Source organism: Actinomadura sp. NAK00032 (assembly GCF_013364275.1).
Taxonomy (GTDB): Bacteria; Actinomycetota; Actinomycetes; order Streptosporangiales; family Streptosporangiaceae; genus Spirillospora.
Genome location: NZ_CP054932.1, coordinates 8,526,765 through 8,543,900 on the forward strand (window position 1 = coordinate 8,526,765; position 17,136 = coordinate 8,543,900).

Genomic DNA, 17,136 nt, shown 5'->3' on the forward strand with positions numbered 1-17,136 from the left:
CAAGACTCGAACTCCGGGGAGAACCATGTCCAGGATCGCCTTCCACCTAGCGCCCGCCCTCATGCTCGCCTACGGGGTCGTCCGGCTCATCGACGGCCGTGACGGGCAGCACGGGCCAGGACCCGCCTGGACGGTCGGCCACGTGCTCTTCCTCGGCTCCCTCCTGCTGTACGGAGGAGTGATCGCGGGCTTGTACGGACGCGTGCGGGCCGCGTCCGGCGGTACCGCGAGCCGGGTCGCGGCGGGCGTCACGACCGTGCTCGCAGCCGTCGGGCTGGCGGCGTTCGTCCGCGTCGCGGTCATCGACATCGTCGTCGGCCTGCGGGCCGCCGACGCCGCCGAGAAGAGCATGCTCGCCGACCGGTACGCCGACGTCCCGGCCGTTCTCCCGCAGGCGATCTACGAGATCGGCCCGGTGTTCTTCATGCTCGGCTTGGTGGCGCTGCTCGTCCAGTTCGCGGTCACCGCCCCGGGCCGCAAGGCCGTGGCCGTCATGAGCCCGGTCCTGGTCGTCCTCGGCTTCGTCGCCATCACGATCAACCTCGACCTGCTCCCGGCGGGCGCGGCGCTCATCTGGCTCGCCCTCGTCCCGCACACCCGCGACCAGGTCCCGTCCTCCCCCGCACGCCCCGAAACGAGCGCCCGCGTCGCCGCCTAGGCAGACCTCAAGGAGAAACACATGATCAAGCAGAAGCGCACCTTGCGCGGCGCACTCGCCTTGTCCCTGGCAGCCGGTGTCGCGCTGAGCGGACCAGCAGCCAACGCCGCCGCCGACGGGGCTCCGCTGCGGGAACTGATGCACCGCTTGACCACGGTCGACGGCGGCCCGGGAGCACTGCTCCACGTCCGGGACGGACGCACCCGCACCGCTCTGACCAGCGGCGTCGCGGACGTGACGAGCGGCGCGCCGATGCGTGCCGGCAGCAGGTTCCGGATCGGCAGCATGACCAAGCCGTTCGTGGCCACGGTCGTCCTCCAGCTGGTGGGAGAGCGCCGGGTCGTCCTGGACGCGCCGGTCGAGCGCTACCTGCCCGGCGTCGTGCGCGGGAACGGCAACGACGGGCGCGTCATCACCGTCCGCCAGCTGCTCCAGCACACCAGCGGGATCCCCGACTACCTCACCTACCTCAACCCGCAGGAGGTCCTGAAGGACCCGCTCGCCCACCACGACACCCGCGACCTGATCGACCTCGCGCTCGCCCACCCGCGCCTGTTCGAGCCCGGTGAAGGCTGGCGCTACTCCAACACCAACTACCTGTTGGCCGGGATGCTCATCGAGAAGGTCACCGGCCGCACCTACGCCGAGGAGATCCGTCGGCGCATCATCAAGCCGCTCCGCCTGCGCGACACCTCCGTGCCGACCGACGCGTCCACGATCTCCGGACGGCACCCGCGCGGCTACGCCCGTCCGGGCCCCACCGCGCCGCTCCTCGACGTCACCGCGTTCAACCCCTCGGCTGCGGGCGCGGGCGGCTCGATGATCTCCAGCGGCCCCGATCTCAACCGCTTCCTCGGCGCCCTCGTGGGCGGCAGGCTGCTGGGTCCGGCCCAGCTGCGGGAAATGATGAAGACCCGCCCGACCGACCCCGCCGACCCGAGCGACGACGACCACCGGGCCTACGGCCTCGGCCTGGAGAGCCGCTCGCTGCCCTGCGGCGGGCTGTACTGGGGCCACAGCGGCGACATCTTCGGCTACGAAACGGTCGGCGGCACGACGACCAGGGGCCGCCAGGCGACCGTCATGGTGAACGTCGACCCGGGCGGCACGGACGCCCAGAGCGACGACATGAAGACCGCCGTCCAAACAGCCCTCTGCCGATAACCCCCAGCCCTGGGGGGCATAGCAGCACCGACACCGTGAGATTGAGGGCACCGGCCTCTACGACGCGGTCCCGGCCGACGCTCCAGACGGCAGAGCCGGCCGCCCGGGATACCAGTGCCGCGCCCGTTACCGGCCGGCGGAGTTCTCAGGCCACGAAGACCCGCCGGTAGACCGCCGACAGGTGGTCGGCGAGCTGCCGGCGGGTCCACTGCCGCTTGTTGAGGAGCAGGTCGATCACGTCGAACGAGCTGAGCGCGAGGAGCATGTCCGCCCCCGTCTCGATCGTCCACTGCGGGGCCAGCCGGCCCTCGTCCGCCAGCAGCTCGATGGCTCGCCGGCACCCGCTGTAGCGGGACGCGGTGGCCAGCTCCCAGTGCTGGACGGCGTCCGGGTCGTGGCGGGTCGCCTGCTGGATGGCGCGGGCGGTCGGCATGATGCGCGCGAGAAAGTCGGCCGCCATCTGGGCGCGCGCGTCCAGCGCCGCGATCCCGTCCGCCGCCTCCCAGAGGGGCCGGAAGGCGGCGTCATGGTCCTCGACCTCGTTGAGGTAGCCGACCAGCGCTGCCAGGAGGTCGCTGCGCGAGGAGAAATGCAGGTAGATGGCTCGTCGGGAGACTCCGGCGCGTTCGGCCACCGCCGACATCGTGGCCGCCGCCGGGCCCTGCTGCTCGATCAGCTCCCGGGCGGCCTTGAGCAGTGCCTGGGAGGTGTGGCGGCTCCGCGCGTTCTGGGGGGTCTCGATGGCGGCCATGTCGACAGTCTAGCCAAAACTTCACACGGTGTGTACTCTCCGAAATGCACACCATGTGAAGTTAGGGGCATCGTCATGTCGAATCTCGCCTCCCGCCGGTTGATCACGGCAGGCGTCGCGTCGCCGCGGCCGTCGCGGTCTGGGCGGCGGCCAAGGGCGTGGGCCCAGCCTGAAGCAGCCCGCCAGCGGCTCCGGGGCCCCCTCCGGCCTGCCGGTCGGCGCGGTGGTCTTCGTCAGCGCGGCGACCGCGCCACTGCACAGCCGACCGGCTCGGCCTGGTCCTGCGTGCCGCACCGTGCGGTAGGGGCCGCGGTCATCCCCGCACTGGCCATCACGACCCGTCGCGCCAGTTGAATCACCTGCCGCCCTCTGGGCCGCGAACTTGGAGGTCTTCATGCCCGTCGGCTATCTGATCCCTGTGGCGCTCGTCGCGCTCGGCACGCTGTTCGCGCTGCGGCCGGTGCCGTTCGAGCGGCCGCTCGGCCGCCCGAGCTACTACTTCGGCCTGGCCGCGAACGAACTGCCGTTCGCGGCCTTCTTCTGGCTGCTGCTGCTGCCGACGGCGCTGGCGTTCGCCCAAGGCGACATCGACTCGGCGGGCGGCTGGGCGATCGTCGCACTGGCCGCCGCGACCACGTCCGGGCTCGCGGTCATCGCTCATCGCGCGCTCGGCGACCGCGCGCGGATCGCCCGCGCCCTGGACCAGGGGCTGGGCGCCGGATGGCGTGCCACCCTCGACGCCGACCTCGCCGCAGGTTTGCGGCGTCGGCCCCCGCTGGCCCGCATCCTGTTCCTTCCCGTCCTCAAGCGCCGCCCGGACGTGCGGCGCGTGGCCGGCCTCTCCTACGGCGACGCAGGCCGCCGCAACCTGCTCGACCTCTACCACCACCGCTCACGCCCGCAGGGCGCGCCCGTCATGATCCACCTGCACGGCGGCCACTACGACGGCGGCCACAAGAACAGCCAATCGCTTCCCCTGCTCTACCACCTCGCGAGCCGGGGCTGGGTGTGCGTCAGCGCCAACTACCGGCTACGGCCCCAAGCACAGCACCCCGACCACCTGATCGACCTCAAGAAGATCATTGCCTGGGTGCGCGAGCACGGCCGCGACTACGGCGCCGACTCCTCCACGCTGTTCGTCGCGGGCAGTTCGGCGGGCGGGCACATGGCGGCGCTGGCCGCGCTCACCCCCAACGACCCGGCCTTCCAACCGGGCTTCGAAGACGCCGACACGTCCGTCACCGGAGCCGTCTATCTGAACGGCTGGTACGGCCCCTACTTCAACGGCGAACCCGGGTCCTCGCCCCTCGACCACATCGGACCGGACGCCCCGCCGTTCTTCGTGGCACACGGCGACCTCGACCCGCTGGTGCCCGTGACCGACGCGCGGAACTTCACCGACCGGCTACGCCAGACCTCGAACGCCCCCGTCGTCTACGCCGAACTGCACGGCGGCAACCACGCCTTCGACCTGTACCACTCCTTCCGCTTCGAGGCGCTCATCGACGCCATCGAGGCATTCACCGTCCAGGTCAGATCGCAGAACAAGAAGACCCGCCAGCCTTAGCGCTCGACCGGCGCGCGGCGTTGGAGAGCCTGCGACCGCATCCGGAGGTCGCCGGCGAACACGGCCGATGCGATCTCGCGCAACCGCCATTCCCGCCCATTGCCGTTGCGAGCCGGTGTTCGGCGCCGGCCGAGTGCACCCCGGAGCTCGGCCGGCGCGGCGCAGGCGGCGATGCCCCACCAGGCACCCGGGAATGCGCGGCCCCGGTGCCGCAATGCCCTCCGGCTCGTTCGTCAGGGGCGACATCTTCGGCTACGAAACCGTCGGCGGCGCGACGATCAGGGGCCGCCAGGCGACCGTCATGTGAACCTCCCCGAGTGGCCCGACCCTTCGATACCGTTGGCGCGACCAACAAAAGCATGTATCGTAGGCGACGCCAACATTGGCCAAGCCAACGAAAGGCCCGCCATGCCCACCGACACCCGGATCGCCGACCGCCTGGAGATCAACGACCTGTTCACCCGCTTCGCGCTCCTGCTCGACGAGAAGCGGTGGGAGGACGTCGGCACCGTCTTCGCCGACGACGCCGTAGTGCATTCGCCGCGCGGAGGCCAACTCCGCGGCGCCGACAAGATCGTCGAGTTCATGCGGCAGGGCGAGGTCGAGGGGGTGCGCACCCAGCACACGACCACCGACCTGCTGGTGGACGTCGACGGCGACCAGGCCGCCGCTTCAGCGAACTCAGTGGTCTACTACTTCCGCGACGGCCAGCCACCCCACTTCACCGGCGGCCTGCGCCAGCACTTCACCGCAACCCGGACACCGGCGGGCTGGCGCCTCCAGGAGGTCCGCATCAAGCCCGCCTGGACCCGCGAAACCTGACCCAACCGCAAGCAGACGACCCACGAGCGCCCTGCGGGGACACGAACCAACCGATTACGTCCCCGCAGCCAAAGCACGAAGCACGAAGCACGAAGCACCGACCAGCCAACCGGGCCGACTCCACCCCTGTCGCTTTGTCGATCTGTCGGACGATCAGGGGCTGATCGGCAGGCCAATGGCCGCACCCGTTCTGCGGCATCCATGTTCTTATGGAACACATGGCGGTGGACGCGGAGGAGATCGGTCGACGGATCGCCGAGGCTCGCGGCAGAGCCGGTTTGACGCAGGAGGCGCTGGCCGACCGACTCGCTCTGGCACGCTCGTCCCTGGCCAAGATCGAGGGTGGCAGCCGCCGCGTGACGGCGCTGGAGCTGGCGCGGGTAGCGGAGGAGTTGGGCACTCGTATCGAATGGTTCCTGGAGGACGCTCCGGAGGCGATCGTCTCACGGCGGAACGCCCAGGATCCGGGTGCGCCAAGCCCCGGAATCGATCTCATGGTCGAACGGGTCGCACGGGCGGTGGAGTTCGTTTCGGAACGCTCGCGGCGTCTGCTTCTCACGAGCCCACCGCAAGCAGCGATGCCCCGTGATCGCGACCAAGCGGAGGAACTGGCCGCGAACGCCCGCTCACTCCTTGGCGCTGCTCCCGGCGGACCGCTCACAGACCTGGCCGGGCCGTTCGCGGCGATCGGACTGCTGGCGTTCTCGTTCGACCTCGGCAGGGATTCGGCCGACGCCGCGACGATCCTGCTCCGCCAGGGCGGAGTGGCGATCATCAATGGAGACAGACCTGTCGGCCGCAGGCGCCTCGCTCTCGCCCACGAGTTGGGCCACTATCTGGTGGCAGACGAGTACGCCGTCGACTGGCGCATCGCCGAAGCACAAGATGCCGAACGGCGGGAGAGCCTTCCCGACCGGTTCGCCCGGGCCGTCCTGCTACCGCGGAAGAGCATCGAGGAGGACTGGCACCGGTTCACGTCAGGCGACGGCGGACCTCGCTCAGCAGCGGTGCGCATGGCCAGTTCCTACCGCGTCGACATGGCGACTCTTGCGCGACGGCTCGCCGAACTCGCCATCATCGATGGCGCCGATGCGAAGAAGGTCCGGGAGACCAAGACGACACGCGCCGACATCGTCGAGTACGACCTTGTCGTGGCCGACGAACTGGCTTCGCCGGCTCTTCCACGCGTCTACGAGCACGCGGTCCTCTCGTTGTACCGCGAGGAAACGATCTCAAGTGCACGGGCGCTGGACCTGCTGTTCGACACCTGGGGAGACGAGCCGTTGCCGACACTTCCCAGGCGTTCCGAGGGTGAGATCTGGCAGTTCGTCTGATCGAAGCATCGGCCAGGAAGTACCCGTCTTCGACACCGGCCCACTCAGCCACTTCGCGATGCAGGGCTGGCTCGACTGCCTACGCGCCGTCGTCGCCGAGCGGCGGGCCGTCATCGCATCTATCCCGCCAGGACGTGCGAGAACTGACCCCATCCGAAGGCAGACGACTCACGGGTGCCCTGCGGGCACGATTCAACCGACCGAGGCCCGCAGCCAATGAGCGAGGCGACCGACCCACCAAGCCGATGTCCGCCCGTTACGCCGAAACCAAGTCGAACAGCGGTACGCCAGCGGGCTCGGTATCTCCAACATGGCACCGACCCGCTGGCGGCCTTGTCGATGACACCGCAGCTCGGCCTCGCTCAAAGGCCAATTCCCTGCTCCTGGTCAGGCCCACACCGGCACTACCGCTTGAGGTCGGCCAGCAGCATCACGAACGCACGACGCGACACCAGAAGTCGCGGGCCGTCCGGATCCTTGCTGTCACGGACGGCAACCGTCCCATGTTCGGATGCCAACTCGACGCAGTGCCCGCCGTTGTTCGTGCTATGACTGCTCTTACGCCACAGAGCGTCACTCAGCTGCATGTTCCCCTACCGCTTCAGGTCGGACAGCAGCGCCGCGAATGCACGACGCGTCACCAACAGCTTCGGGCCGTCCGGGTCCTTGCTGTCACGGACGGCGACGGTGCCAGGGATGGAAGCCAACTCAACGCAGTTTCCACCGTTGTTCGTGCTACGGCTGCTCTTGCGCCACACGCCGTCACTCAACTGCATGCTTCCCCCTACCGCTTGAGGTCAGACAGCAGCACGGCGAACGCACGACGCGACACCAGCAGCCTCGGGCCGTCCGGATCCTTGCTGTCGCGAACAGCGACGGTGCCAGGGATGGAAGCCAACTCAACACAAGCGCCGCCGTTGTTCGTGCTGCGGCCACTCTTGCGCCACTGAGCAGAACTCACGTCCATTTTTCCGCTACCACCTTACGGATTATCTCCACCGAATCTCTTACTGAGTATGCGCCGGAGCGGAGGGAAACCAGCGCTTCGGACAGCTTCGTAACGTCCGCGGCACCAGCCATTGTCATACCGCGCAGCGCCGTCTCCACGTAAGCTACCTCACTGCGGTCGGGCATAGTCGCGAGGATGAATGAGCCCGATAGACCATCGTGGACCTCTGAAGGCACCACCTGTATCGTGAGGCGCTTCTTTTGCAAGGCGACCAGGTGTTCTAGCTGTTCCCTCATGACCTCGGGGCCGCCCACGTCGCGATTGAGAACGCTCTCGTCCAGGAGGACGGACAGGGCGGGCGCAGGCGGGTCCTCCCTGCTCAAGATGCTCTGTCGGGACATGCGAGCGGAGACAGCCGCCTCATCGTCCAGCAGTGCGCTCGCGTACTTCGGGGTTTGCAGGAGGCCGTGTACCACAGAGAGTTCGAACGCTTCGACCATGACGGCTTCCCGCTCGATGGGCGGCCAGTCGAACCAGACGGGGTAGGCGGCCTCCTCGACGAGGTCCCTCCAGAGCAGCTTCAAGCAACCCTGAGCTCCAACGATTCCGTCAAGTTGCTCAGCGAATTCGAAGGTACAGCGCGTCTTACCGACCTCGACTTGGCCGATGTAGGAGCCGGTGACGGGGAACCGCTCCCCTAGACGATCTTGACTGAGGCCCATGCGCTCCCGGTAGAAGCGCACCTGGTTGCCGAAGGCGATGAGCGTCGGGCTGACGGCGTGCAGGTTCCGGCTGGGCTTGCGGGCCATGGTCCTCGTCCTCTCGCAACCAATCTGCGCCCCACGCCGAGCGACCGCAAGTGGATCCCAACCGCCATTGCCGTGATTACGCAGATGGACTCTCGTTGTCACACAGAGTGTTGCCCATCCACTTCTCTGGTGTCAGCCGAATCCGACACGTTCCAAAGGTGGTGGGTGATGCCTCCGATAGTGGTCGCGCCTGATGAGGGGCGGACGACGATCGTTCTCGAGCCCGACGAGCGGGCGCCGGCGCTCGCGCGGCGGTTCGTGGGCGGGTGGTTCCGGGAGTGGGGGATCTCGGACGACTCCGACGCGCGGGTCGTCGCATCCGAGCTGGTCACGAACTCGCTGGTGCACGGCAAGGGGCCCATCGTCCTGCGGGTGCTCCGGGACGAGGACGACGGGCGTCCTGTCATCGAGGCGTGGGACGGCGGCGACGGGATGCCCGAGGTCCAGCCGGAGGATCGCGCGGCCCTGGGCGGGCGCGGGCTGCTGATGGTGTCGCGGCTCGCGGTGGCCTGGGGGACGCGGCCGCTGCTCGAAGGCGGGAAGGTCACGTGGGCCAAGTGCTGAGGCTGGAACGTTCCGCGCTCTACTGGCGGACGCGGCTGGGCCGGGCGACCGCCGTCCGCTACCTGGACGTTCTCTCCGTGGCGCTTCAGCCGCAGGGCTGGCGCTTCATCAAGGTCTACCGGCCCGCGCCGATCCCGCTGCTCTGGGTCTACGCGAACGGCGGCGAGGGCGTCGGGGTCGTGGTGAGCGTGCTGGCGGTTCCGGGTGACACCTGGGCCTATCACGACGCTCGGCGGGGGCGGCGCGGGTATTTGTGCGCGTGCGGGGACGCGAAGGCGGCGGGCGAGGTCGTCGGCCGGCTGCTCAAGCACCGGATGTACCCGGCCACCTGGTAGCTCCGCGCATGGGAAGGGGCCCGTCCCCCCCGGACGGGCCCCTAGCCGGTTCGGCGGTCAGCCGAAGGCGGAGCACTCCACGACGGCGCGCCGTTCGGTCATGCCCTGCTGGACCGCCGTGTTCACGCAGGACTGCTGCTTCTCAGTCAGCGTCGGCTGGCCGCACTCCGTCACACTGGAGTACGTGCGGCAGTCCTGGCGCGTGTCCTGGCCCTGGGCGGGATCGGACGCCTGGGCGGCGGCCGCGCCGCCCACACCTCCGACCCCGACCACGGCTGCGATCAGTGCGCCGGTCATGACCCTCTTCATCTGCTCTACTCCCCCGTCGCGTACATCAGGCAACGACCACCTTCATCCCCGGGGCCTAACCGCCCAAAACATGACAAAAGGTCAAGAAAAGCGAGCGTCTCCGCAGGTCAAGCCCCGGTGACGGGACGAGGGCGGGCGAACTCCGCGCGGACGCCCAGCAGGCGCACCGGACGGCCGCCGCCGAACCGGGCGAGCGCGGCGAGGGCGGCCTCCTCGATCTGCGCCGGGGCCGCCGTCGGCGCGTCCAGCGTGGTGCCGTGGGTGCGGGTCGTGAACGGCGCGTACCGGACCTTCACGATCACGCGGGCGACGTTGCCGCCTTCGTCCGCCACATCGGACGCGACCCGGCGCGCCAGCCGGGACACCTCGCGGCGCACGCTCTCCCAGTCGTCCAAGTCCTGCTGGAACGTGGTCTCCCTACCCCGCGAGCGCGGGACGTGCGGGGCGTCGGTCACCGGCGAGCCGTCCAGGCCCCGGGCGAGCCGCACCAGCCACGGGCCGGTCGCGGGGCCGAACCGCTCGGCCAGCGCGCTGGGATCGGCCGCCGCGAGTTCGCGCACCGTGGTGATCCCGGCCCCCTTCAGCTTCTTGGCGGTCTTGGCCCCGATGCCCCAGAGCGCGTCGGTCGGCCGGTCGCCGAGGACTTCGAACCAGGTGTCCCCGGTGAGCCGGAAGACCCCGGCCGGCTTGCCGAGACCGGTCGCGATCTTGGCCTGGAGCTTGTTCTCGCCGATGCCCACCGTGCAATCGAGGCCCGTCGCGGCATGGACGCGGGCGCGGATCTCCTGCGCCACCGCCTCCGGGTCACCATCGACCGCCAGGAACGCCTCGTCCCAGCCGAGCACCTCGACCACGGCACCGAACCCGCGCAGCGTCTCCATGACCCTTGTCGACACGGACTCGTAGAGTTCGCGGTCCACGGGCAGGAACACCGCGTCCGGGCAGCGCCGCGCCGCCGTGCGGAGCGGTTGGCCGGAGTGGACGCCATAGGCGCGGGCCTCGTAGGAGGCCGTGCTCACCACGCCGCGCTTCGTCGGATCGCCGTCGCCGCCGACGATCACCGGCCGCCCGCGCAGCTCCGGTCGGCGCAGCACCTCGACGGCCGCGAGGAACTGGTCCAGATCGACGTGCAGCACCCAGGGAGCCACCCCTTGATTGTGCCCACCAGCAGGAGAAACGTTGCTAGTGGGCGAGGGCGCGCCTGATCGCTGCCTCTACGGGTGACGGGCCGGTCGGGTGCAGCGGCTGCGCTGGGCTCAACTTCGGCTGCCCCAGAAAGCGGGGCTTTGTCCCGGTGTTCGGCTGGCCCGCGTGCACCAGGAACGGGTGGCACAGGTAGACGTCTCCCGCATTGCCCGTCGCGTGGACGGTCGGCCGGTGCGCGGTGGCGGCGTCCGCCCGCTGGGCCAGCTCCCGGGCGTCCAGCCCGTCGTCTCCCTCGGGGGCGAGGACGCGCGCCACGTCCTGGTGGGAGCCGGGGCGCAGGCGGGTCGGCCCGTCGTCCGGGCCGACGTCGGAGAGCAGGAAGAACATCAGCAGCGCGCGGTCCCGGGACACGGCGTTCGCGCGCCAGGTCAGGTAGTCGTCCGGGACGGAGCCGGGGCCGGGGAAGCTCACGTCGACGTGCCAGCCGTCCACGACGGCCGGTTCGCCGCTCGGGAAGCGGATCACGAACCCGCCGAGGCTGGTGCGCGGCGTCCAGCGCCCCTTCCCGACGAGGGCGTCGAACGCGGCGTGCAGGCGCGGCGTGTTGGCGGCGGCCACGAACGGCGGCTGCGCGTGGTCCGGACGCGCCGCGACGGTGCGCGGCCACGTGGCGGGGTCGGCGGGGTCGGCGCCGAGGTCACGCCAGATGATCTCCCGGCACTCGGCCGCGGCCTCGCCGGGGAACGCGCCCTCGATGCGGACGAACCCGTCCTCGACGAAGGCGTCCGCCTGTGCTGGGTCGAGCATGATCACACGATGCCCGGTGAGTCCCCGCCGCAGCCAGCCGTTTTCCGCCGAGCGGCCCTCGTGAAGCAGATCACAAGGGCGGAGCTGTCACAACCGGACGGGCTGTCACGTCAATGTGGTGTACGCGCGGAGACCTGAAGGAGATCACCATGGAGCCTCGCCTCAACCTCTACGGCGTTGCCGGAATGCCCAAGTTCATGAAGTACCTGCAGTCGGCGGCCAAGATCGTCACGGACTCGGGGCTGCCGGCCGCGACGGCGCACCTGGTGGAGATCCGGGCCAGCCAGATCAACGGCTGCGGCTTCTGCGTCGACATGCACACCAAGGAGGCCGCGCACCACGGGGAGTCGCAGCTGCGCATCAACATGGTCGCCGCCTGGCGCGAGGCCACCGTCTTCACCGAGGCCGAGAAGGCCGCGCTGGAGCTGACCGAGGAGGGCACGCGCATCGCCGACGGCCCGGGCGTCAGCGACCAGGCGTGGGACAACGCCGCCAAGCACTACGACGAGGACCAGCTCGGCGCCCTGGTCGCCCTCATCGCGATGATCAACACCTGGAACCGGCTGAACGTCATCACCCGGCAGCCCGCCGGCGACTACGTGGCCGGTTCGTTCGGCTGATCCGAGCCCACCCCCGGCAAGGCCCCGTCGGCCGGCGCGACCGGCGGGGCCTTCGCCGTTCCGGCCCTCCCGGCGAATCACACCGTGGTAGGCATTCCGGATGGGTTCGGCGATGACTCACGAGCAACTGCTGGAGACCTTCGGGGCGGACGGGGCGCTGCGGCTGCCCGAATCCGGCGTGGCGCACGAGCCGACGCGGCGGTGGCTCGCCGACGTCGGGCTCCCACGGAACGCGGCTGACCTGCTGCTGGACGCCGCGTCCGGCCTCCGCACCGCTGGCGACGTCTCGCCCAAGCCGCTCCCTGAGGGCGTCAGGACGATGCTGGTCCTCGGGACGGTGACCGAGCAGGGCGGCACCGTGCTGCTGGACGGGACGACCGGGGAGGTGTTCGAGTGCTTCCTCGGCATCTCCGACCCCGAACTACTTGCCCCGGACCTGCCGTCGCTGGTGCGGCTCTGCGCCGCCGCGACGCGGATGCACCGTGATGAGGGCGAGTTCGCGCGGTTCGCCGGACGGCACGGCCCTGCGGTGGCCGCCGATCTGACCCGCCTCCTGCTCCGGGTGATCCGCGAGACCGACCCGAGGCTCCTCGACGTCTCCGACCGGATCTCCGCCCACTGGCGGGTCGTCGCCCACATCTCCCCGCTGGGCCGCGTCGCCGGGCCGGGCGAGGGTCTCGCGCTCGACCTCCCTGAGGGTCTTCTGGCGGAGGCGCTCGACAAGGACGACCACTGCCTCTACGACGACGCCGACCTCCCCGGCACGCTCACCCACGAGCCCACGCGGCGCTTCCTGCGCGAGCACGGCCTGGCGGACATGAACTACTGCATGTGGGACAGGCCCGCGCTGACCCTCGCCGACTATCTCCGCAGCCAGCGCGACGACTACCCCGACTACATCGCCGACTACTTCCACGGCCACTTCCTCGACGACGGCGAGACGCTGCCCGACTCCGTCGGCGACCTGGTCAGGCTCGGGTGGGTCGGCGACGGGATCGACCTCGTCCTGGACGGCGCCACCGGCCGCGTCCTCGGCTGGTTCGTCGCGGAGGCCCGGCCCCACCCGATCAACGCCGACATCTCGACGGTCGCCTTCGCGCAATGGCTGATCCGCCAGGTCCAGCTGCTCGACCCCGTCCACGACCTGATCCAGGCCGAGGCCGCGCTCGTCGCGAACCTGGTCCGGATCCTCGGCGCCGCCGACCCCGTCGCCTGCCGCCCCCTCGACGGCGACGACGACCGCCGCTACTGGCCCGAGATGCTGGAGGACGGCAGCGCCGCCGGCATCTTCTGAACCGCCCAGAAGGCTCCGGCATGCGAAGAGGCCCCCTCCCGGAAGGGAAGGGGCCTCTCGCGTGTCGTCAGTCAGGGTGTCCGCGAGCCGGGACGCCGCCGCGCGGCGGCGTCCCGGGACGGGACGTCAGCGGTTGTACTGGCCGAAGTCGTACTCCTCCAGCGGCACGGCCTCGCCGGAGCCCTGCCCGAAGGCGTACTCGGCGCCGTCGTCGTAGGACCCGACGGAGTAGACCGCCGCCTTGGCCTCCTCGGTCGGCTCGACCCGGACGTTGCGGTACTGCGGCATGCCGGTACCGGCCGGGATGAGCTTACCGATGATGACGTTCTCCTTGAGGCCGAGCAGCGGGTCGCTCTTGGCGTGCATCGCGGCCTCGGTGAGCACCCGGGTCGTCTCCTGGAAGGACGCCGCCGACAGCCACGACTCGGTCGCGAGCGAGGCCTTGGTGATGCCCATCAGGACGGGGCGGCCGGCGGCGGGCGTGCCGCCCTCGGCCACGACGTTCCGGTTCGTCTCCTCGAAGATCGGACGCTCGACCAGGTCGCCCGGGAGCAGCTCGGTGTCGCCCGACTCGAGGATGTTCACCCGCTTCAGCATCTGGCGGACGATGATCTCGATGTGCTTGTCGTGGATCGACACACCCTGCGACCGGTAGACCTCCTGGACCTCCTGGACCAGGTGGAGCTGCACGGCGCGCGGGCCGAGGATGCGCAGCACCTCGTGCGGGTTGATCGCACCCGCGATGAGCTGCTGGCCGACGCCCACGGACTCGCCCTCCTTGACCAGGAGGCGGGACCGCATCGGCACCGGGTAGGCGATCTCGTCGGAGCCGTCGTCGGGGACGACGACCACCTTGCGCGACTTCTCCGTCTCGTCGATCTTGACGCGGCCGGCGACCTCGCTGATCGGGGCCACACCCTTGGGGATGCGGGCCTCGAACAGCTCCTGCACACGCGGCAGACCGTGCGTGATGTCGCCACCGGCCACACCGCCGGTGTGGAAGGTGCGCATGGTCAGCTGCGTGCCGGGCTCACCGATGGACTGCGCGGCGATGATGCCGACGGCCTCGCCGACGTCCACCCGCTTGCCGGTGGCCAGCGAACGGCCGTAGCAGGCGGCGCAGACACCGATCTTGGCCTCGCAGACCAGGGCGCTGCGGGTCCGGACCTTGGTCACCCCGGCCTCGAACAGCCGGGTCACGACCGCGTCGGACAGGTCGGTGTCGGCGGGGTAGATGACCGTCCCGTCGACGACGACGTCCTCGGCGATGGTGCGGCCGGTCAGGCTCGTCTCCGTGGTCGGCAGCTTGATCAGGCTGCCGTCGCTCTGCCGCTCCACGATCTCGAACGGGATCGTGCGGTCGGTGCCGCAGTCCTCCTCGCGGACGATGACGTCCTGCGCGACGTCCACCAGGCGCCGGGTCAGGTAACCCGAGTCGGCGGTGCGCAGCGCGGTGTCGGCGAGGCCCTTGCGGGCGCCGTGCGTCGAGATGAAGTACTCGACGACCGACAGGCCCTCGCGGAAGGACGACTTGATCGGACGCGGGATGGTCTCGCCCTTGGGGTTGGAGACCAGGCCGCGCATGCCGGCGATCTGGCGGAGCTGCAGCGGGTTGCCGCGGGCGCCCGACTGGATCATCATCCAGATCGGGTTGGCCTTCGGGAACGCCTTCTCCATGTCCACCGCGACGTCCGCGGTGGCCTTGTTCCAGATGTCGATGAGCTCCTGCTTGCGCTCATCGTCGGTGATCAGGCCGCGGTTGTACTCCCGCTGCACCTTGTCGGCCTGCTGCTCGTAGCCGGCCAGGATGTCCTGCTTGTTCGGCGGCGTGATGACGTCGTCGATCGCGATCGTGACGCCGGACCGGGTCGCCCAGTGGAAGCCGGTGCTCTTCAGCGCGTCGAGCGCGTTGGCGACGGCGACCTTCGGGTACGTCTCGGCCAGCTCGTTGACGATCGCCGAGAGCTGCTTCTTGCCGATCTCGTCGTCCACGAACGGGAAGTCGTCCGGCAGCGTCTCGTTGAACATGGCGCGGCCGAGCGTGGTCTCCATCCGGTACGGCCGACCCGGCTCGTAGCCCTCCGGCGCGATCCAGTCGCGCGGCGGCGGGACGTCCTTCAGCCGGATGCTGATCTTGGCCTGGAGGTCGAGCTCGCCCCGGTCGTAGGCCATGATCGCCTCGGCGGCCGAGCCGAACGCGCGGCCCTCGCCGGCGGCGCCGTCCTTCTGCGTCGTCAGCCAGTACAGGCCGATGACCATGTCCTGGGTGGGCATGGTGACGGGCTTGCCGTCCGACGGCTTCAGGATGTTGTTGGTCGACAGCATCAGGATCCGCGCCTCGGCCTGCGCCTCGGCGGACAGCGGCAGGTGCACCGCCATCTGGTCGCCGTCGAAGTCCGCGTTGAACGCGGTGCAGACCAGCGGGTGGATCTGGATGGCCTTGCCCTCGACCAGCTGCGGCTCGAACGCCTGGATGCCGAGCCGGTGCAGCGTCGGAGCGCGGTTCAGCAGCACCGGGTGCTCGGTGATGACCTCTTCCAGCACGTCCCACACGACCGGGCGCGCGCGCTCGACCATCCGCTTGGCGGACTTGATGTTCTGCGCGTGGTTGAGGTCGACCAGCCGCTTCATGACGAACGGCTTGAACAGCTCCAGCGCCATCTGCTTGGGCAGGCCGCACTGGTGCAGCTTCAGCTGCGGGCCGACGACGATGACCGAACGGCCGGAGTAGTCGACGCGCTTGCCCAGCAGGTTCTGCCGGAACCGGCCCTGCTTGCCCTTGAGCATGTCGGACAGCGACTTCAGCGGACGGTTGCCCGGCCCGGTGACCGGGCGGCCGCGGCGGCCGTTGTCGAACAGCGCGTCGACGGCCTCCTGCAGCATCCGCTTCTCGTTGTTGACGATGATCTCGGGCGCGCCCAGGTCGAGCAGGCGCTTGAGCCGGTTGTTGCGGTTGATGACCCGGCGGTACAGGTCGTTCAGGTCGGACGTGGCGAACCGGCCGCCGTCGAGCTGCACCATGGGGCGCAGGTCCGGCGGGATGACCGGGATGCAGTCCAGCACCATGCCGAGCGGGCTGTTGCGGGTGTTGAGGAACGCCGAGACGACCTTCAGCCGCTTCAGGGCGCGGGCCTTCTTCTGGCCCTTGCCGGTGCGGATGATGTCGCGCAGCTTCTCGGCCTCGGCGTCGAGGTCGAAGTTCTGCAGCCGCGCCTGGATGGCCGCGGCGCCCATGCCGCCCTCGAAGTACTTGCCGAAGCGGTCGCGCATCTCGCGGTAGAGCAGCTCGTCGCCCTCCAGGTCCTGGACCTTGAGGTTCTTGAACCGGCTCCACACCTCGTCGAGGCGGTCGAGCTCGCGCTGCGCGCGGTCGCGCAGCTGCTTCATCTCCCGCTCGGCGCCGTCGCGCACCTTGCGCTTCTGGTCGGCCTTCGCGCCGGCCTCCTCCAGCTCCGCGAGGTCGCCCTCCAGCTTCTGCTGGCGGGCCTCGACCTGCGCGTCGCGGGCCTGCTCGATCTGCTGGCGCTCCACCGAGATGTGCGCCTCCAGCGTGGGCAGGTCGCGGTCGCGCCGCTCCGCGTCCACGCTGGTGATCATGTAGGCCGCGAAGTAGATGATCTTCTCGAGATCCTTCGGGGCCAGGTCCAGCAGGTAGCCGAGGCGCGACGGCACGCCCTTGAAGTACCAGATGTGCGTGACCGGCGCGGCCAGCTCGATGTGGCCCATCCGCTCGCGGCGCACCTTGGCGCGGGTCACCTCGACGCCGCAGCGCTCACAGATGATGCCCTTGAAGCGGACGCGCTTGTACTTGCCGCAGTAGCACTCCCAGTCCCGGGTCGGGCCGAAGATCTTCTCGCAGAAGAGCCCGTCCTTCTCCGGCTTGAGGGTCCGGTAGTTGATCGTCTCCGGCTTCTTCACCTCGCCGTGCGACCACTGGCGGATGTCGTCGGCGGTCGCCAGACCGATGCGAAGCTCGTCGAAGAAGTTGACGTCAAGCAACTGTTTTC

Annotated in this window: 18 protein-coding genes; 9 read left to right on the plus strand and 9 right to left on the minus strand. The window is 69.8% G+C overall.

Annotated features, from left to right (window positions below; genetic code table 11):
* Positions 1 to 25 precede the first annotated feature (25 nt).
* Positions 26 to 658, plus strand: coding sequence for a hypothetical protein (locus tag HUT06_RS39175; RefSeq protein WP_176200317.1), 633 nt, complete (start codon positions 26 to 28; stop codon positions 656 to 658).
* Between the two features lie 21 nt (positions 659 to 679).
* Positions 680 to 1,822: a serine hydrolase gene (locus tag HUT06_RS39180; protein ID WP_176200318.1), complete on the plus strand. Its 1,143-nt coding sequence runs from the start codon at positions 680 to 682 to the stop codon at positions 1,820 to 1,822.
* Positions 1,823 to 1,967: 145 nt separating this feature from the next.
* Here HUT06_RS39180 and HUT06_RS39185 read toward each other — a convergent pair whose 3' ends face one another.
* Positions 1,968 to 2,573 (minus strand): TetR/AcrR family transcriptional regulator, encoded by a 606-nt coding sequence (locus tag HUT06_RS39185; RefSeq protein ID WP_176200319.1) that lies wholly within the window; start codon positions 2,571 to 2,573, stop codon positions 1,968 to 1,970.
* A gap of 394 nt (positions 2,574 to 2,967) precedes the next feature.
* On the opposite strand from HUT06_RS39185, the gene HUT06_RS39190 reads away from it, so the two are divergent.
* The 3 genes from HUT06_RS39190 to HUT06_RS39200 all read left to right on the plus strand — a co-directional run bounded on the left by HUT06_RS39190 (position 2,968) and on the right by HUT06_RS39200 (position 6,296).
* Positions 2,968 to 4,140 carry an alpha/beta hydrolase gene (locus HUT06_RS39190; protein WP_176200320.1) on the plus strand — a complete coding sequence of 391 codons (1,173 nt, stop codon included), beginning with the start codon at positions 2,968 to 2,970 and terminating at the stop codon, positions 4,138 to 4,140.
* A gap of 408 nt (positions 4,141 to 4,548) precedes the next feature.
* Positions 4,549 to 4,962 (plus strand): nuclear transport factor 2 family protein, encoded by a 414-nt coding sequence (locus HUT06_RS39195; protein WP_176200321.1) that lies wholly within the window; start codon positions 4,549 to 4,551, stop codon positions 4,960 to 4,962.
* Between the two features lie 218 nt (positions 4,963 to 5,180).
* Positions 5,181 to 6,296, plus strand: coding sequence for a helix-turn-helix domain-containing protein (locus HUT06_RS39200; protein ID WP_254715621.1), 1,116 nt, complete (start codon positions 5,181 to 5,183; stop codon positions 6,294 to 6,296).
* A gap of 404 nt (positions 6,297 to 6,700) precedes the next feature.
* On the opposite strand, the gene HUT06_RS39205 is transcribed toward HUT06_RS39200, so the two are convergent.
* From HUT06_RS39205 to HUT06_RS39220, 4 genes are read right to left on the minus strand one after another with little or no spacing between them, the layout of a single operon-like run.
* Positions 6,701 to 6,883 (minus strand): DUF397 domain-containing protein, encoded by a 183-nt coding sequence (locus tag HUT06_RS39205; protein ID WP_176200323.1) that lies wholly within the window; start codon positions 6,881 to 6,883, stop codon positions 6,701 to 6,703.
* Between the two features lie 6 nt (positions 6,884 to 6,889).
* On the minus strand, positions 6,890 to 7,072 hold the full coding sequence (locus tag HUT06_RS39210; protein ID WP_176200324.1) for a DUF397 domain-containing protein: 183 nt from the start codon (positions 7,070 to 7,072) through the stop codon (positions 6,890 to 6,892).
* Between the two features lie 8 nt (positions 7,073 to 7,080).
* Positions 7,081 to 7,263, minus strand: coding sequence for a DUF397 domain-containing protein (locus tag HUT06_RS39215; RefSeq protein ID WP_176200325.1), 183 nt, complete (start codon positions 7,261 to 7,263; stop codon positions 7,081 to 7,083).
* Positions 7,254 to 8,054, minus strand: a complete 801-nt coding sequence (locus HUT06_RS39220) for a helix-turn-helix transcriptional regulator (RefSeq protein ID WP_176200326.1) — start codon at positions 8,052 to 8,054, stop codon at positions 7,254 to 7,256. The genes HUT06_RS39215 and HUT06_RS39220 overlap by 10 nt, the downstream gene beginning before the upstream one ends.
* A gap of 168 nt (positions 8,055 to 8,222) precedes the next feature.
* Here HUT06_RS39220 and HUT06_RS39225 point away from each other — a divergent pair, with 168 nt between their 5' ends.
* On the plus strand, positions 8,223 to 8,618 hold the full coding sequence (locus tag HUT06_RS39225) for an ATP-binding protein (RefSeq protein ID WP_176200327.1): 396 nt from the start codon (positions 8,223 to 8,225) through the stop codon (positions 8,616 to 8,618).
* Entirely contained in the window at positions 8,612 to 8,953 is a 342-nt protein-coding gene (locus HUT06_RS39230) for a hypothetical protein (protein WP_217711623.1), read from the plus strand. Before HUT06_RS39225 ends, HUT06_RS39230 begins: the two co-directional genes overlap by 7 nt.
* Positions 8,954 to 9,010: 57 nt before the next feature.
* Here the strand turns inward: HUT06_RS39230 and HUT06_RS39235 are convergent, their stop codons facing one another.
* From HUT06_RS39235 to HUT06_RS39245, 3 genes are all read right to left on the minus strand, one after another.
* Positions 9,011 to 9,262 carry a hypothetical protein gene (locus HUT06_RS39235; protein ID WP_176200329.1) on the minus strand — a complete coding sequence of 84 codons (252 nt, stop codon included), beginning with the start codon at positions 9,260 to 9,262 and terminating at the stop codon, positions 9,011 to 9,013.
* Positions 9,263 to 9,369: 107 nt separating this feature from the next.
* Positions 9,370 to 10,410, minus strand: coding sequence for a DNA polymerase IV (locus HUT06_RS39240; protein WP_176200330.1), 1,041 nt, complete (start codon positions 10,408 to 10,410; stop codon positions 9,370 to 9,372).
* A gap of 34 nt (positions 10,411 to 10,444) precedes the next feature.
* A complete protein-coding gene (locus HUT06_RS39245) occupies positions 10,445 to 11,215 on the minus strand; it encodes a phytanoyl-CoA dioxygenase family protein (RefSeq protein ID WP_176200331.1) in 771 nt (256 codons plus the stop codon).
* A gap of 149 nt (positions 11,216 to 11,364) precedes the next feature.
* Between HUT06_RS39245 and HUT06_RS39250 the strand changes: the two genes are divergently transcribed.
* Both HUT06_RS39250 and HUT06_RS39255 read left to right on the plus strand, forming a co-directional pair.
* Positions 11,365 to 11,835 carry a carboxymuconolactone decarboxylase family protein gene (locus HUT06_RS39250; protein WP_176200332.1) on the plus strand — a complete coding sequence of 157 codons (471 nt, stop codon included), beginning with the start codon at positions 11,365 to 11,367 and terminating at the stop codon, positions 11,833 to 11,835.
* 112 nt (positions 11,836 to 11,947) lie between these two features.
* Positions 11,948 to 13,129 (plus strand): SUKH-4 family immunity protein, encoded by a 1,182-nt coding sequence (locus tag HUT06_RS39255; RefSeq protein ID WP_176200333.1) that lies wholly within the window; start codon positions 11,948 to 11,950, stop codon positions 13,127 to 13,129.
* 126 nt (positions 13,130 to 13,255) lie between these two features.
* Here the strand turns inward: HUT06_RS39255 and HUT06_RS39260 are convergent, their stop codons facing one another.
* Positions 13,256 to 17,128: a DNA-directed RNA polymerase subunit beta' gene (locus HUT06_RS39260; protein ID WP_176200334.1), complete on the minus strand. Its 3,873-nt coding sequence runs from the start codon at positions 17,126 to 17,128 to the stop codon at positions 13,256 to 13,258.
* Between the last annotated feature and the right edge of the window lie 8 nt (positions 17,129 to 17,136).